Genomic DNA, 15,075 nt, shown 5'->3' with positions numbered 1-15,075 from the left:
AGCCTGCAAGCAGGCGCCATGGAGGCCGGCCGCCAGCGTCAGGGGCGGCTCTGGTCGAATCTCAAGGAGGTGTGCGATCTGCTGCACATTCCGGCCGCTTGCAGCGTGAATACGGAAGAGCTGCTATTCCAGCATGTGCAGTTCAAGACGGGCCAGCGCGTGCACACCATAGGCCAGATCTTCGACACGCTGTACATCGTCAATTCCGGCTTCCTGAAAACCGTGCTGATCGACGAGTTCGGCAACGAGCAGGTACTCAGTTTCCCCATGAAGGGCGATATGCTGGGCGTGGACGGCATCCACACGCGCCACTACTCGTCGGAAGCGGTGGCCCTGTCCGACTGCGACGTGATCCTGCTGCCGTTCAAGAAACTGACGGCGCTGGGACGTGTGCATCAGGAACTGGAACACCTGATGTATGGCGTGATGAGCCGCGAACTGGTACGCGAACAGGCCATGATAGGCATGCTGGGCGCACTCAGCGCCGAAGCACGGGTGGCGCGCTTCCTGATGTCGCTGGCCGAACGCTTCGCCCAGATGGGCTATTCGTCCAAGCTGTTCAACCTGCGCATGACGCGCCACGAAATCGGCAGCTATCTGGGCCTGACGCTGGAAACCGTCAGCCGCACGCTGTCCGCCTTCAACGAAATCGGCCTGATCAGCGTGGACCAGCGCACCATAGGCATCAAGGATCCGGAAGCGCTGAAAAACCTGCGCCGGCTGCCGCCATCACGCACCCGTGCCAAACAGCAGGCCGCCGCCAAAGCGCGCAGCGCCGAAAGCGCACTGGCCACACTCTGATCGGGGCCGCCCGCCGCTTCCCCCAGCCTTGAGCCCGGCAAATCCGGGCTCTTTTTTGCCGTTTTCCTGCCTGCCAGCCATGCTGGCCGCTGCGCGCTGCCGCCCCAGCGACGAATCCGCTTGCATTCCGGCGCGTGATCCTCAATAATGAACGCAAATGCGAATCATTCTTATTTGAGGACTCCCCAACCATGAGCCAGACTTTGCCAGCCAGCAGCGCCCCAGATCGTGCCTGCACCACCTCCCCTAACCCGGCCACGGACAGCCCGCGCGCTGTCGCGCCGCGCCGCATCAGCAGCGCCACCCTGATGGGTGAAGGGCGGGCGATAGAAATCGAACATGGCGGCCGGGTCTACCAGCTGCGCATCACCCAGTTAAACAAGCTGATACTGACGGCCTAGCACCGCCGCCCAATTCCCCTCGTCGCCAGCCGCTACTGCCAGCCAGAGTTTCCCCTTTTTTTTCAGGAGCGATACATGGCCCTCGATCGTCACGACCCTATTTTCATGGCGCCGCCAGCCGGCCCTAATCCGGAGCTGATGCTGTCTGCCGTACTGCATCTGATGTCGCACTACACGGCGCATCACAGCGCCGAAGGCGGCTGCATCAAGCTGGCGTCCGTGATCGAACGCCACCTCAAGGCGCTGGCCAGCCTGCCCGAGCTGGCACCCGTGCTCAGCGCCACCTGCCAGCAGCTGTCGGAGCAATGGGCCCATGTGGTGGAACGCCAGTTGCCGCCGCCCGAACGCAGCAGCTTTCTCGCCCGCATCATGACGCGTGCGCGCCACGCCGGCAGCATGGCATAGGTGCGGCCATGTGCGAACGTCACGCTACCGAAGCGCAAGCGATCGCTGCGCCGCTTTCCTCGCGCCGGCGGCGCCTGTGGCAGCTCGACCATAGCAGCCATTGCCCGCTGATAGGCGTAGGCCTGCCCCTGCCCGTACTGCGCAAGCTGGTCGACAAACTCAGCGGCGGCAAGACCGTCGCCGATGATTACGAAATCCATGTCGCGGCCGTGAGCGAATGCGCCAGCCGCAACCGCCTGTCCGAAGCACTGCAGAAAGAACTCGAGCGCCGCTATGCCACCGTGCTGCTGCGCTACCGCAGCCTCACCAGCACGGAACAGCTGTTTGCCAGCTGGCGTGCGGCCATCGCCGTGGGCGATGTGGCCGGTGCATTCTGGGCGGCACTGACGCACCCGCGCTGCACGCCGGCACTGGAACAGCAACTGTGCCGCGACCTGCACATGGTGCAGCATCAGGCCGGTGCCTGCGTGCGCGCCGATCTCGGTAAATTCCAGGCGCTGGTGGGCGCTCATGCCCAGCTCACGCTGGATCTGGGCAAAGCCCAGCAACGCGTGATAGCACTGCAGGCGGAGAAAAGTGCGCTCACGGCGCAGCACGAGCATCGCATGATGCAGGTGCAGGCCAGCCTGATCGGCAAGGACAGCCTGATAGCATCGCTACAGGCGCAACTGGAACAGCTCAGACAAAACGCGCCGGGACTCGATAGCCGTATCCGCCTGACGGCACGGCTGGAACAGATGGAACAGCAGCAGCGTGCCCTGCGCCAGCAGATCGCCGACCTGCAACTGAACGCGGCGCGCGCAGCAGATGCCATGGCGCCGCGCGAAGTGGAGCTGGCATCGGCACCAGCGCCGGCAGCGATGCTGGCCACGGAGGCGCTGCAGACCCTATGCCTGCAGCAGCGTGCCGTGCTGTGTGTGGGCGGGCGCAGCGGCAATGTGGCCACCTACCGCACGCTGATCGAAGGTGAAGGCGCCCGCTTCAGCCATCACGATGGCGGGCTGGAAGATAATGCCAGCCGGCTCGATGCCAGCCTGGCCGCCGCCGATCTGGTGATCTGCCAGACGGGCTGCATCAGCCACAGCGCCTACTGGCGCGTCAAGGACCATTGCAAACGCCACGGCAAACGCTGCGTCTTCATCGACAATCCCAGCATCTCCAGTCTGGCACGCGGGCTGCAGCTGCACGATGAGGACTGCAAGCGCTAGTAGACATCGCGTCGATAGCGTCCGGCCGCCTGCAACGTTTCAAGCGCGGGCGCGCCCAGTCCAGCCTGCAGTGCGGCGTGTACGCCTGCCGCCATGCCTTCCAGACTGCCGCACACATAGATGGCTGCACCGTCATCGACCCACTCGCGCAAACGCTGCATCTGCTCGGCCAGCACATGCTGCACATAGCGCCGTTCGGCCTGATCGCGCGAATACACCAGATCCAGCTGCGCCAGCACGCCCTGTGCCTGCCACTGCACCAGCTCGGCGCCATACTGCGTATCGAAGGCGGCATTACGCTCGCCGAACAGCAGCCAGTTACGCGTCTGCCCTGCCAGCACACGGGCTTTCAGGTGGGCGCGCAGGCCGGCGATGCCGCTGCCATTACCGATCAGGATAAGCGGACGGGCCAGATTCTCTTCCAGCCGGAAGCGCCGGTGCACGCGTAGGCGCAACGCGATGGACTGGCCAGCCTCTACCTGCTGGGTGAGCCAGCCGGAGGCCACGCCATGGCTGCCATCGGCATGGCTATGCAGGCGCACCAGCAAGTGCAGGCTGCCATCCTGCGGAATCGAAGCGATCGAATATTCGCGCGGCCGCTCCGGCTCGGCCGGTGCCGCGATCTGCACCAGATCGCCGGACTGCCAGTCAGGCAAGGCGCCCTGCTGCGGCAAGAGTTCCAGGTGATACAGCGGCGCGCCGGCACTGCCGCTATTGACGCACTCGCGCCGCTGCAAAGTCCATGCTTCGAAGGCGGGAGCGCTCCAGTCGGGCGCATCGCTGGTACCGGCCAGATGGCTGAGCTGCTGGCGCCACGCAGCCAGCGCTGGCGCGGCGATACGGTCGACTTCTATACGGGGAAACAGCGTCTGTGCGCCCTGCTGCTGCAGCCAGTCATCCAGTGCGCGGCCAAAGCCGCAATACTGGCGATAGCTGCTGTCGCCCAGCGCCAGCACGGCAAAATGCAGCTGTTGCAGCGGAACCGCAGCACCCATCACGCGCGCCACAAAACCGGCTGCTGCATCGGGCGCATCGCCTTCGCCGTAAGTGCTGACGATGAACAGCGCACGTTCGGCACTCTGCAGCGTGGCAGCATCGAGTTCCGATAATTCCAGCACCTGCACGGCGATGCCGGCCAGCTGCAAGGTGGCAGCGGTCTGCTGCGCCAGCTGTTCGGCGTTGCCAGTCTGGCTGGCATGCGCCACGATCCAGCCGGCAGCCTGCGCCGCAGCACGGGCTTGCCGCGCCTGCTGGCGCTTGCGCCACAGCGGTAAATAGGCGCGCCAGCACAGCAGCGCGTACAGCAGGCCCAGCGTGGCCACCATCAGCCAGCGGGCCGGTTCCAGAGTCCAAATCATCGATCTAACATGCTACTGAAAGCAGAGCTAAGAGTTTCACTAAAACTGCCATCGGCCTGACGGCACAGCATACGCGCGGCCAGCCCCTGCTGCTCGGCCAGCTGCAAGCCGGCCTGCGGCCCCAGCACGGTCAGCGCGGTGGACCAGGCATCGGCCGCCATGCAGTGCGGATGGATCACCGTGACAGAAGCCAGCGCATTGCTGATAGGCCAGCCGCTACGGGGGTCTATGGTGTGCGCATAGCGCTGGCCATCCTGTTCGAAATAGCGCCGGTAATCGCCCGACGTGGCAACGGCCAGTCCGTGCAGGGCCAGTACGATGGGGGACGGCGCAACCTCCTGCGCACCAGTAGCGGGCGGCTGTTCCAGCGCCACCCACCACGGCTGGCCATCGGGCTTGACGCCGGCACCGCGCAATTCGCCACCCACTTCCACCAGATAGTGCTGATGGCCTTGCGCCTGCAGATAATAGGCCAGCCGGTCGACGCCATAACCCTTGGCCACGGCCGACAGATCGAGCTGCACGGCAGCAGGCTGGCACACGCTGCGCGTGGCCTGATCCGCCGCCAGCGTCAGTTGCTGCAGGCTGGCACAGGCAGCCGCCAGCCGGGCCGGCGTGGGTGCCGTGAAGCCGGCCTCATCGTAGCGACCGGTCGGACCGAAGCCCCACAGATTCACCAGCGCGCCGGCACAGGGGTTGTAGGCGCCGCCCGAAGCTTGCGCCACTTCCAGCGCAAACATCAGCACATCGAAGAAGGCCGGCGGCAGCACGTGGCGGCTACCGGCCGGCGCGCGGTTGTAGCGACCCAGATCGGAGTCGGCCTGCCAGTGGCTCATCTGCGCCACCACGTCATCGAGCTGCTGCTGCAAGCCGCGCTGCAGACTGGCCAGATCGGTTCCGGCATCAGCGGCCAGCCATACCGACCAGCTGGTGCCCATGCTCAGGCCGCGCAACTCGCGCAGCACCGCCTGTGCAGGCGGCGCTGCATCGCTGATGACATGTGGCAGTAAGACCCGTCGCATGCAGGCTTACTGAGGCAGGATTTCCAGCGTGGCAGCAAAGCTGGCACGGCGCGCCGGCATCGCTGGCGGCTGGCCGGGAGCCGGTGCCGCCACTGCAGGCCACGAAGTGCTGAGCAGATACATGCCGGCCGCGGGCAGCTCGAAGCTGACTTCGCCGTTGGCGTCCGTGGTCTTGCGGATTTCGCCCAGCGTACCGCGATAGCGCACCCCGCCCGGTATCAGGCTCACGCCCTGATTCGCCGCAGGTTTGCCATCGAGCAGGAAGCGCCAGGTGGCCTTCTCGCCGCTGCGCAAATCGTTGGGATGGGTCACCGGCACCAGTTCCAGCCCGCTACCGCTAGGCTTGAACACGGCCATATCGGGCGCACCGGCACTCACATAAGTTTCCAGCCGGCTGTGCGAGCGCGTCAGCTTGACCTCGGTGGCACCGGCCGGCACATCCTGCGCCAGCGTGGCTTCCGTACCGCGGAAGCGTTTCAGCTCGCCCGCCTTATCTTTGTAGCTGCCCATCACGCCCTGCGACACCAGCGCGATGCGGTAGGTGCCGGGCTTGGCCAGCTTCACATCGAAAGTATTGCGCAGCTTGCCGTTGCCGATGTTTTCCATCGCTGCCGTACTGCCGTCCGGCGCCGTGATGACGATGCCGTCCAGTTTCAGCGGCTGGTGGTCGATATCGAACAGGCCTTCGGAGATGGCCGCATCGACCGTGACCCATGGTTCCTTGCCTTCGACCACAGTCGACGACGGCAGCAGCCAAGGTTTATGCGCCTGCGCCTGTACAGCCACTAACGACAGTCCCAGTGCTGCCAGCGCCAGCAGCGACGATTTCATTTTCAGCATCTTGTGTCCTCAGGGTTTCAGTTGTACTACCACGGTGCCCAGCTCTTCCTTGCCTTGCGCGCTCAGGTTCTGCGCGGCTTTCGGCGGCCATTGCAGCGGCACTTTCACGGCTTCGCGGCCACCGGCTTCGCGCGCCGCTTCCACCACCAGCGTGTACTGGCCGGCTGGCAGTTTATCGAGCGCGGCTTTGGCGGCAGGGAAAGTCAGCGTGTGCTCGCCCGGTGCACGGGTCGCTCCCGATACGCCATCGAGCGGCAGCTCCAGTTCGCGCCCGGCCTTGCGCCACCACTGGCGCAAGTCCTTGACCCATTTAGTGCCGGCATTGTCTTTCTTGCGGGTGTCGTACAGCACGCTCAGGTTGGCCACCACTTTCTGGTCCGAATTTTCCAGCCAGGCAGCCAGATAGGGACGGTGGTATTCGGCCACATTCAGCTGCGGCAGTTCCAGTTTGAGCGCCAGATCCGCGCCCATGGCCGAGGCACTGGCCAGTGGCAAGCTCAGCGCAATGGAATACTTTAATTTCATGGATGACCCGTGTAGAAAAGAGGAAAACGATTAGTGGATAAACAGTAAAGCTATAACAAAAGGAATCAAGATGCCCAGCCCGACCACCGGCCAGGTGGAAGGACGATGGGCCGCATGGAATTTCAGAATCAGCAGCCCGGTCAGGCAGAACACCAGGCAGGCGACAGCAAACAGGTCGATAAACCAGTTCCACACGCTGCCCGTATTGCGCCCTTTATGCACATCGTTGAGCCAGGAAATCCAGCCGCGGTCCGTGTTTTCGAACTCGGCACTGCCCTCTTCCAGCGCAAACCGCACCCACGCGTCGCCGCCTGCCTTGGGCAGGGCCAGATACACTTCATCGGCGGCCCATTCGGCCGGACGGGCGCCGGCCTGCAGCTTCCAGGTGTCGCGCAGCCATTGCTCGGCACTGGCCGGCAGCGGCTGTTTGGCGCCATCGTGCTGTTCGGCGTAGTGACGCAATTGATCTAGCAGCGGTGCTGGCAGGCTGGCTTGCTGGCGTTGCACCACAGGTTGGGCTTCGATCTGGCTGGCGTGGTTCAGGGTAATACCCGTGATGCTGAACAGGAACATCGCCAGCAAGCAGAGCGCGGAACTGATCCAGTGCCACTGGTGCAGATGTTTGAGCCAGAAGGCACGGCTGGCGCTACGTTGGGGGGCTACGGCAGTTTCAGTCAATCTCGGTTCTCCTGGCTACTCATCAAATGATAATGATTATCATTTGCAATGTCAAACCACATTAGCCTGAAACTGTAACATTGCAATATGACACAGTAGCGTTACGGTAGTCGCGAGACGAAAAAAAACCCTGACGGCCATGCCGTCAGGGTTAATCTCACTACGCAGATCAGAGGTCAGGTTTTGCTACCGGAACGACCGCCAGACGAGCCCCCCGAGGAACCGCCCGTCGAGCCGCTGCTACCTTTACTGCCACGGCCCGTGTCGTCATCGCTACTGCCACGGCTGCCGCCACTGCCGCTTTGCGACGAGCCGCCGGAGCTGCTTTGGCTGCTACGGCCATCGTTTTTATGGCTCATGCTGCCAGCGCGACGTGCTTCTTCCGAGGTGAACTCGTGGGCCGTGCCCTTCTCGTGTGCGGCACGGCCACCTTCTGCAGCAATTTCGCGCTGCTGATCAGGGTCCATGGAAGCAAAACCACGTTTGCTGGTATCGCTCTGCTGACTACCGGACTTGTTATCGCTTTGCTGACTACCCGACTTGTTATCGCTTTGTTTGCTACTGGATTCGTTGTTCTGGTTTGAGCTTGCCATGATGATCTCCTTGGAATGGAATATGCTGCCTGTTGTGTTGCCAGACCCTGCTTGCGACACAGGAGCAGTCATCGTAGTTCACAGCGGGTACACACAGAATAGGACTCGACCAGAAGGCCCTGTAGGAGTAGTCCCGCGCTAGCTGTCGGGCTCGATTAGCGCGGCGAGGAAAGCTGGATGGTCATCATGCTGAGGTGAAAATATCACCCGCTCCTTGCCTACGCGCAGCATAGGCTCGAGCAAAGGCGGTAAAGGCAGGCTAGCCCGCAGCGCCGCTCGGGCAGGCGGCACGGGAGGCAGGGGCAACATCGTGACTGGGCGTTTTTTGCGGGCAGGCATGTGCACTCCTCAAGGTTGCGCCGGACATCCGCCTCCGGCCCTTGTTACCAGCCTAGCGCGCATGGCGCGCGTTTGCCATCAGAAGGCGCTGAGTCCCGGGGTAGGAAGAATACCGGTGCTACCCGCGCGGTAGCGCAGGACTCCGCCAGCCTATTCGCAGGGTGGCATAGGCTGCTGCATGGCAGCCTGCATTTCTTCCTGCGACACGTCGCGGATATGCGTGGCCAGCGACCAGTGATGGCCAAACGGGTCCGTCACCTGTGCATAGCGGTCGCCCCAGAACATATCGGCCGGTTCCATGCGCGACTGTGCGCCCGCAGCCAGTGCCTGCGCATAGGCTGCATCCACATCGGCCACGCTCAGGTGCAGGGTGACGGGGCTGCCCTTCAGCGCCTTGGGGCCCAGCCCGCCATACTCGGGGAAATCATCGGCCAGCATCACCACCGAATCGCCGATCTGTATCGAGGCGTGCATCAGCCGCCCTTCCTTGCCCGGCAGCCGCATAATTTCGCGGGCATTAAAGGCCTTGATATAAAACGCCAGCGCATCGGCCGCGCCTTCGCACACCAGATGAGGTGTGACACTATGCAGTTTGGCTTGCTCCATGACCATCTCCTCGAAAACAGTGGGTGGAAAGCGCTACTTTACACCGCGCTGGCAGCTGCACGTTTGAATTGCCACCGGCCGCGCATGGGGCACCGGCAACAGGGGACGCTGGGGCTGGTTTCCCGTATAATCCCCGCTCCCGTGACTGCAATTGCGTTGCGCCCGGGGCGCCGCACAAGTCATTGAAAAGATACAGGTTTTCCAGTGCCGCCTGGCCTTGCCCCACGGGCCGCCAGCGCACCGGACTACCCCATAACAAGCGAATAGAATAGGTCCGATGAGCGTCAAACCCACCGAAAAAGTCACTCCAATGATGCAGCAGTACCTGAGCATCAAAGCGCAATATCCGGATATGCTGGTGTTCTATCGCATGGGCGATTTCTATGAACTGTTCCATGCCGACGCAGAAAAAGCTGCCCGCATACTGGGCATCACGCTGACGGCACGGGGCAGCTCGGGCGGCCAGCCCATCAAGATGTGCGGCGTGCCGTTCCACTCGCTGGAAGGCTATCTGGCCAAGCTGGTCAAGATCGGCGAATCGTGCGCCATCTGCGAACAGATAGGCGATCCGGCCACCAGCAAAGGGCCGGTGGAACGCAAGGTGATGCGCGTGGTGACGCCGGGCACGCTGACCGATGCCGACCTGCTGCCGGAAAAAGCCGAACGTCCGCTGCTGGCCATGTGCATCGTCAGCCAGCGCAAGGTCGCCACGGCCGGTCTGGCCTGGCTGTCGCTGGCCAGCGGCGCGCTGCGTCTGATGGAATTCTCCGGCGATAGCCACACGGTCGCCACCCGCATGCAGCAGGAACTCGAACGCATCGCGCCGGCCGAAGTGCTGCGCGGCGATAGCGCCGACCTGTTCGAGAACGAGCTGCCCTGCCACGTCAACCGCGTGCCGGACTGGCACTTCGATATCGTCAGCGGGCAGAAGGCCCTGCTCGACCAGTTAGGCGTCGCTACCCTGACAGCGTTCGGCGCCGACGGCCTCGGTGCCGCACTCGGTGCGGCCGGCGCCTTGCTGCGTTATGCCCAGGCTACCCAGGGGCGCGGCCTGCAGCACGTGCGCAGCCTGACTACAGAAACGGAAAACGAATTCATCGGCCTCGATGCCGCCACGCGACGCAATCTGGAACTGACGGAAACCATCCGCGGCCAGGAATCGCCCACCCTGTTCTCGCTGCTCGACCACTGCCGCACGGCCATGGGTTCGCGCCTGCTGCGCCACTGGCTGCACCATGCGCGGCGTGATCAGACCATCGCGCGTGCGCGCCAGCAGGCCATCGCCGCACTGGCCCAGGCCGATATAACGGGCGCACTGGCGCACACGCTGGCACAGGTGCCGGACATCGAACGCATCACCACCCGCATCGCCCTGCTGTCGGCACGGCCGCGTGATCTGGCCAGCCTGCGCGACGGCGTGCAGCAGCTGCCGGAGCTGCGCCACAGCATGCAGCGCGCACTCAGCGATAGCCACGGCCTGCTGGCCGCCATCGATGCCGATCTGGCCACGCCGCAGGCCTGCCTCGATCTGCTGCAGCGTGCCATCGCCGAAGAACCGGCCGCCATGGTGCGCGACGGCGGCGTGTTCGCACGCGGCTACGATGCCGAACTCGATGAACTGCGCGCCCTGTCGGAAAACGCCGGCCAGTTCCTGATCGATCTGGAGACGCGCGAACGGGCCCGCACCGGCATTGCCAATCTGCGCGTCGAATACAACAAGGTGCACGGCTTCTATATCGAAGTCACGCACGGCCAGACCACCAAGGTGCCGGACGATTACCGCCGCCGCCAGACCCTGAAGAACGCCGAGCGCTACATCACGCCCGAACTCAAGGCCTTTGAAGATAAAGCCCTGTCGGCGCAGGACCGCGCACTGGCGCGCGAGAAAATGCTGTACGACCAGCTGTTGGCCGAACTGGCGCCCTACATCGGTACGCTGCAAAGCATCGCCCGCGCGCTGGCCCAGATCGATACGCTCAACGCCCTCACCACCCATGCAGTGCGCTACAACTGGTGCGCACCGCAGCTGGTGGAAACGCCCTGCCTGAACATCGTCGAAGGCCGCCACCCGGTAGTGGAAAACCAGATCGAACGCTTCATCGCCAACGACTGCCGCTTCACTGACGAACGCCGCCTGCTGCTGATTACCGGCCCTAACATGGGCGGTAAATCGACCTTCATGCGTCAGGTTGCCCTGATTACCCTGCTGGCCTATGTGGGCAGCTACGTGCCCGCCACCAGCGCCACCATCGGCCCGATCGACCGCATCTTCACCCGCATCGGTGCGACCGACGATCTGGCCGGCGGCCGTTCCACCTTCATGGTGGAGATGACGGAATCGGCAGCGATCCTGAACGGTGCCACCGCCCAGTCGCTGGTGCTGATGGATGAAGTGGGCCGTGGCACCTCGACCTTCGATGGTCTGGCGCTGGCCTGGGCGATCGCGCGTCACCTGATCGATACCAGCCGCAGCTTCTCGCTGTTCGCCACCCACTACTTCGAACTGACCCAGCTGCCTGAAAGCCATCCGTCGGCCGCCAACGTGCACCTGTCGGCCGTCGAGCACAAGGACAGCATCGTGTTCCTGCACGCCGTACAGGAAGGCCCGGCTTCGCAGAGCTATGGTCTGCAGGTAGCGCAACTGGCCGGCGTGCCGCAACCCGTGATCAAGGCGGCGCGCAAGCATCTGGCACGACTGGAAGCGCAGGCACTCGATGCCACGCCCCAGCTCGACCTGTTTGCTGCGCCGGCCAATGATGCCGACGACGAGGAAGTGGTGCCGGCAGCGGCCGATCCGGCGGCACAGGCGCTGCTCGATGCGGTGGAAGCACTCGATCCCGATGCCCTCACCCCGCGCGAAGCACTGGAACAGCTGTACCAGCTCAAACGCCTGTCGGCAGCGGCACAGGCATGAAGCCTCAGCAAGGCCACGCACGCGCGCCACTGGCCGTACTGGCTGCACTGACGCTGGCGCTGCTGCCTGCCATGGCCAGCGCGGCCAGCTTCCAGTTCGGCGTGATCGGCCACAGCTTCAAAAGCAGCGCTGACGAAGCGCCGCTACGGCAGGCTATTGCCAGCGCCAGCCAGCAAGCGCCGGCCTTCATCGTGGCCACCGGCATCAAGTCCAGCAGCGAACCGTGTAGCGACCATCTGTATGCCCAGCGCCGCGCGCTGTTCAATGACAGCAGCGTGCCGCTGGTGCTGTCGCTGGCCGGCAGCGACTGGAGTGCCTGCCAGAATTCGCTGGGCCGCTCGGCCGCCATCGAACGCCTGAATCGCGTGCGCGAACTGTTTTACGGCGATGCCGAATCGCTGGGCATGCGTCGCCTGACGCTCACGCGCCAGTCCGGCACGGCCAAATTCCGCAGCTATGCGGAGAACGCGCACTGGCAGGTGGGCAAGGTGCTGTTCGCCACCATCAACCTGCCCGCCAATAACAACCACTACCGCGCCGAAGCAGGCCGCAACAGCGAATACGAAGACCGGCTGGTGGCCAACCGCGCGTGGCTGAACCGTTTGTTCTCGCTGGCGCAGCGGCAGAAGCTGCAGGGGCTGGTGCTGTTTTCCGATGGTGCCATCACGCTGCCGGAAGCGGGCCTGCTGTCACTGCTGCCCAGCTTCCGCAACAAGCAGGATGGCTTTGCCGAACCGCGCCGTCAGATCCATGCGCTGGCAGAAAAATTCAAGGGTCAGGTTTTGCTGATCGATGCGCAGGGCAGCAATGGCGGCGAGACCGTCATCAACTGGCGCGGCAATGTGGGCTATCTGAGTCTGGCCACGGCGTGGACCGAAATCGGCGTCAGCGGCGCGAATGCCACGCTGTTCGCCATCCGTGCTAACGGCACCGAGGTGGCGCCTTAGAGCACCTGAGAAAAGCGCAGCCAGATCAAGTTTCCCTGATCTGGCCGGCTGCGGGCGCCTGCATACAGGCGCCTCTCCACAACAATTAGTGGATAGGGTGGATGGCGACGTGATCGCCTTCTTCGCCAGCTTCGTCGTCATCGTCGTGGTGATGGCCATGGGCACCGTGCACGTGGCCGTGGGCGATTTCTTCGTCCGACGCGGCACGCACATCGGCCACGGTCAGGCTGAAGCGCAGGGCGATGCCAGCCAGCGGGTGATTACCATCCAGTACCACTTTGTCATCGGCGATGTCGGTCACGGTGAAGATCATCGGTTCTGCATCTTCATCGCCATCCGGCATACCTTCGAATTGCATGCCCACTTCCAGTGGTTCTGGCAGACGGTTGCGCTCTTCCACTTTCACCAGAGCGGCATCGTAGTCGCCAAAAGCATCTTCCGGTTCGATCTGGATGATGGAGCTGTAGCCCACATCCTTGCCATCGAGTTCTTCTTCGATCTTGGGCAGGGTATTTTCATAGCCGCCGTGCAGATAGACCATAGGCTGACTGCCATCTTCGATCAGGTTATCCTGGGCATCGGTCAGCTTGTAGTTCACAGTCACGACCGTATTCTTGGCAATCTTCATGGGAATTCCTTTCTTAATTAACCCCGTGATTATACCCTGTCTCACCGGCGCCACTGCCCTTAGCAGCCGTTCCGCGCGGCGCATGGGTATAATGCCGTATGAAAAAATTACCTCTCCTGGGCGACATTACGCCTGCGCAGTTCCTGCGCGAATACTGGCACAAGAAACCTCTGCTGATCCGTAACGCCGTGCCCGGCTTCAAGCCGCTGCTGAGCGTGGAAGCACTGGGCAAACTGGCTGCCACCAACCATGCCGAATCGCGTCTGGTGACGAATGTGGACGGCAACTGGAATCTGCAACACGGCCCGCTCGAGTCGCTGCCGCCTATGAGCCAGAAGGAATGGACTGTACTGGTACAGGGCGTCAACCTGTTCGATGACAAGGCCGATGCGCTGTTACGTCAATTCCGCTTCATCCCCGATGCCCGTCTGGACGACCTGATGGTCAGTTTTGCTACGGACGGTGGCGGTGTCGGCCCCCACTTCGATTCCTACGATGTGTTCCTGCTGCAGGCCCAGGGCCAGCGCCGCTGGCGCATCGGCGCACAGAAAGATCTGACGCTGGTGGAAGGCCTGCCGCTGAAGATCCTGGCCAATTTCGTGCCGGAGGAAGATCTGGTGCTCAATCCGGGCGACATGCTCTACCTGCCGCCACACTGGGCCCATGACGGCATCGCCATCGGCGATTGCCAGACCTATTCCATCGGTTTCCGCCAGCCCTGCTATCAGGAACTGGGCGAAGCCTTCCTGCAATTCATGGCCGATTCCATCGACCTGCCGGGCCGCTACAGCGATCCCGACCTGAAACCGCAGAACAAGCCGGCCGAGATTCCCCGTCCCATGCTGGACACCCTGATCGAAGAGATCAGCAAAGTACGCTTCACCGACGAAGACATCACCATCTTCCTCGGCGAATACATGTCCGAACCCAAGCACAATGTCTTCTTCACGGCTCCGGCCAAACCTCTCACTTTCGGCAAGTTCAGCGACAAAGCCAGCCAGAAGGGCCTGAAGCTGTCACGTAAGACGCAGATGCTGTATCGCGGCAAACACGTCTTCATCAATGGCGAATCCTTCGGCGTGGGCAAGGCCGACCGCGTGACGCTGGAACTGCTGGCCAACGAACGCCGTCTCGATGGTGCGGCTTTTGGCGCCGCCTCGGACGACGTACTGGAAGCGCTGTACACCTGGTATCAGGACGGCTGGATAGAACTGCTGTAAGGAGGCTGTATGGAGGCACTGCACACCCCGTTCGACACGCGCAGCGCCTTCCAGCAGCACCTGGCCAGCTGCATCAGCGCCGCGCAGCACACCCTGTGCCTGTTCGACCCGGATTTCGCCAGCTGGGAACTGGGCAATAGCAATATGGATACGGCCCTGCGCCGCTTCCTGCATGGCGGCGGCCAGCTGCAACTGGTGGCCCATCAGGGCCAGCCGCTGCAACGCTCGGCACCGCGCTTCCTGCGCCTGATCCAGGCTTACCAGCACCGCATCGATCTGCGGCGCACGCATCCCGCACTGCGCCAATTAAGCGACTCGTTCTGCCTTGCCGACCAGAGCCATCTGGTGCGGCGTTTTCATTCTGATCACTTCCGCGGCGAATACAGCGTGTTTGACGCGACCGACGTGAAAACCTATCAAGATCGCTTCATTACAATTTGGTTAGATTCGGGCCCGGGACTGTTAGAAACCCCTAGCGAGATTTGACCATTTTCCGCGCAGAATAAGGCAGTTCGCCGCCAATACCGCGCAATTTGACGACACTAGCCTTTTGGTCACCTTTTGCAATGTTGCAGTATCGCAAATTAATA

Annotated in this window: 16 protein-coding genes; 8 read left to right on the top strand and 8 right to left on the bottom strand. The window is 62.9% G+C overall.

Features of this window, described 5'->3' with window-relative positions; genetic code table 11:
* The first annotated feature begins 18 nt into the window (after window positions 1-18).
* From GTP23_RS04680 to GTP23_RS04665, 4 genes are all read left to right on the top strand, one after another.
* Entirely contained in the window at window positions 19-801 is a 783-nt protein-coding gene (locus GTP23_RS04680; RefSeq protein WP_161034635.1) for a Crp/Fnr family transcriptional regulator, read from the top strand.
* A gap of 191 nt (window positions 802-992) precedes the next feature.
* Complete coding sequence (gene hemP, locus GTP23_RS04675) at window positions 993-1,202, top strand: hemin uptake protein HemP (protein ID WP_161034063.1); 210 nt, start codon at window positions 993-995, stop codon at window positions 1,200-1,202.
* Between the two features lie 75 nt (window positions 1,203-1,277).
* Entirely contained in the window at window positions 1,278-1,607 is a 330-nt protein-coding gene (locus tag GTP23_RS04670) for a hypothetical protein (protein WP_161034062.1), read from the top strand.
* Between the two features lie 8 nt (window positions 1,608-1,615).
* Window positions 1,616-2,815, top strand: a complete 1,200-nt coding sequence (locus GTP23_RS04665; protein ID WP_161034061.1) for a DUF2325 domain-containing protein — start codon at window positions 1,616-1,618, stop codon at window positions 2,813-2,815.
* Here the strand turns inward: GTP23_RS04665 and GTP23_RS04660 are convergent.
* The 7 genes from GTP23_RS04660 to GTP23_RS04630 all read right to left on the bottom strand — a co-directional run bounded on the left by GTP23_RS04660 (window position 2,812) and on the right by GTP23_RS04630 (window position 8,776).
* A complete protein-coding gene (locus tag GTP23_RS04660; protein WP_161034060.1) occupies window positions 2,812-4,173 on the bottom strand; it encodes a sulfite reductase subunit alpha in 1,362 nt (453 codons plus the stop codon). The two genes, GTP23_RS04665 and GTP23_RS04660, sit on opposite strands and share 4 nt — an antisense overlap.
* Window positions 4,170-5,195, bottom strand: coding sequence for an FAD:protein FMN transferase (locus GTP23_RS04655; protein WP_161034059.1), 1,026 nt, complete (start codon window positions 5,193-5,195; stop codon window positions 4,170-4,172). Before GTP23_RS04655 ends, GTP23_RS04660 begins: the two co-directional genes overlap by 4 nt.
* 6 nt (window positions 5,196-5,201) lie before the next feature.
* The gene (locus GTP23_RS04650) at window positions 5,202-6,035 is read right to left on the bottom strand and encodes a DUF4198 domain-containing protein (protein ID WP_229255917.1); all 834 of its coding nucleotides are present in this window, start codon (window positions 6,033-6,035) and stop codon (window positions 5,202-5,204) included.
* Window positions 6,036-6,044: 9 nt separating this feature from the next.
* Window positions 6,045-6,560 carry a DUF2271 domain-containing protein gene (locus GTP23_RS04645; protein WP_161034058.1) on the bottom strand — a complete coding sequence of 172 codons (516 nt, stop codon included), beginning with the start codon at window positions 6,558-6,560 and terminating at the stop codon, window positions 6,045-6,047.
* Between the two features lie 30 nt (window positions 6,561-6,590).
* Complete coding sequence (locus tag GTP23_RS04640) at window positions 6,591-7,238, bottom strand: PepSY-associated TM helix domain-containing protein (protein WP_161034057.1); 648 nt, start codon at window positions 7,236-7,238, stop codon at window positions 6,591-6,593.
* 176 nt (window positions 7,239-7,414) lie between these two features.
* Window positions 7,415-7,831 (bottom strand): KGG domain-containing protein, encoded by a 417-nt coding sequence (locus tag GTP23_RS04635; RefSeq protein WP_161034056.1) that lies wholly within the window; start codon window positions 7,829-7,831, stop codon window positions 7,415-7,417.
* 489 nt (window positions 7,832-8,320) lie between these two features.
* Window positions 8,321-8,776: a VOC family protein gene (locus GTP23_RS04630; protein ID WP_229255916.1), complete on the bottom strand. Its 456-nt coding sequence runs from the start codon at window positions 8,774-8,776 to the stop codon at window positions 8,321-8,323.
* A 277-nt stretch (window positions 8,777-9,053) separates the two neighbouring features.
* On the opposite strand from GTP23_RS04630, the gene mutS reads away from it, so the two are divergent.
* Window positions 9,054-11,690 carry a DNA mismatch repair protein MutS gene (gene mutS / locus GTP23_RS04625; protein WP_161034054.1) on the top strand — a complete coding sequence of 879 codons (2,637 nt, stop codon included), beginning with the start codon at window positions 9,054-9,056 and terminating at the stop codon, window positions 11,688-11,690.
* Window positions 11,687-12,637: a hypothetical protein gene (locus GTP23_RS04620; protein WP_161034053.1), complete on the top strand. Its 951-nt coding sequence runs from the start codon at window positions 11,687-11,689 to the stop codon at window positions 12,635-12,637. Before mutS ends, GTP23_RS04620 begins: the two co-directional genes overlap by 4 nt.
* Before the next feature lie 85 nt (window positions 12,638-12,722).
* Here GTP23_RS04620 and GTP23_RS04615 read toward each other — a convergent pair whose 3' ends face one another.
* Window positions 12,723-13,265, bottom strand: coding sequence for an FKBP-type peptidyl-prolyl cis-trans isomerase (locus GTP23_RS04615; protein WP_161034052.1), 543 nt, complete (start codon window positions 13,263-13,265; stop codon window positions 12,723-12,725).
* Between the two features lie 98 nt (window positions 13,266-13,363).
* On the opposite strand from GTP23_RS04615, the gene GTP23_RS04610 reads away from it, so the two are divergent.
* Both GTP23_RS04610 and GTP23_RS04605 read left to right on the top strand, forming a co-directional pair.
* Entirely contained in the window at window positions 13,364-14,485 is a 1,122-nt protein-coding gene (locus GTP23_RS04610) for a cupin domain-containing protein (RefSeq protein WP_161034051.1), read from the top strand.
* 9 nt (window positions 14,486-14,494) lie between these two features.
* Window positions 14,495-14,971 (top strand): DUF7931 domain-containing protein, encoded by a 477-nt coding sequence (locus GTP23_RS04605; protein ID WP_161034050.1) that lies wholly within the window; start codon window positions 14,495-14,497, stop codon window positions 14,969-14,971.
* Window positions 14,972-15,075 lie beyond the last annotated feature (104 nt).

The sequence above is a fragment of the Duganella fentianensis genome (assembly GCF_009857835.1).
Lineage (GTDB): Bacteria > Pseudomonadota > Gammaproteobacteria > Burkholderiales > Burkholderiaceae_D > Rugamonas > Rugamonas fentianensis.
Note: the sequence above shows the minus strand (reverse complement) of the source record. Positions and strands in the feature narration are given on the sequence as shown.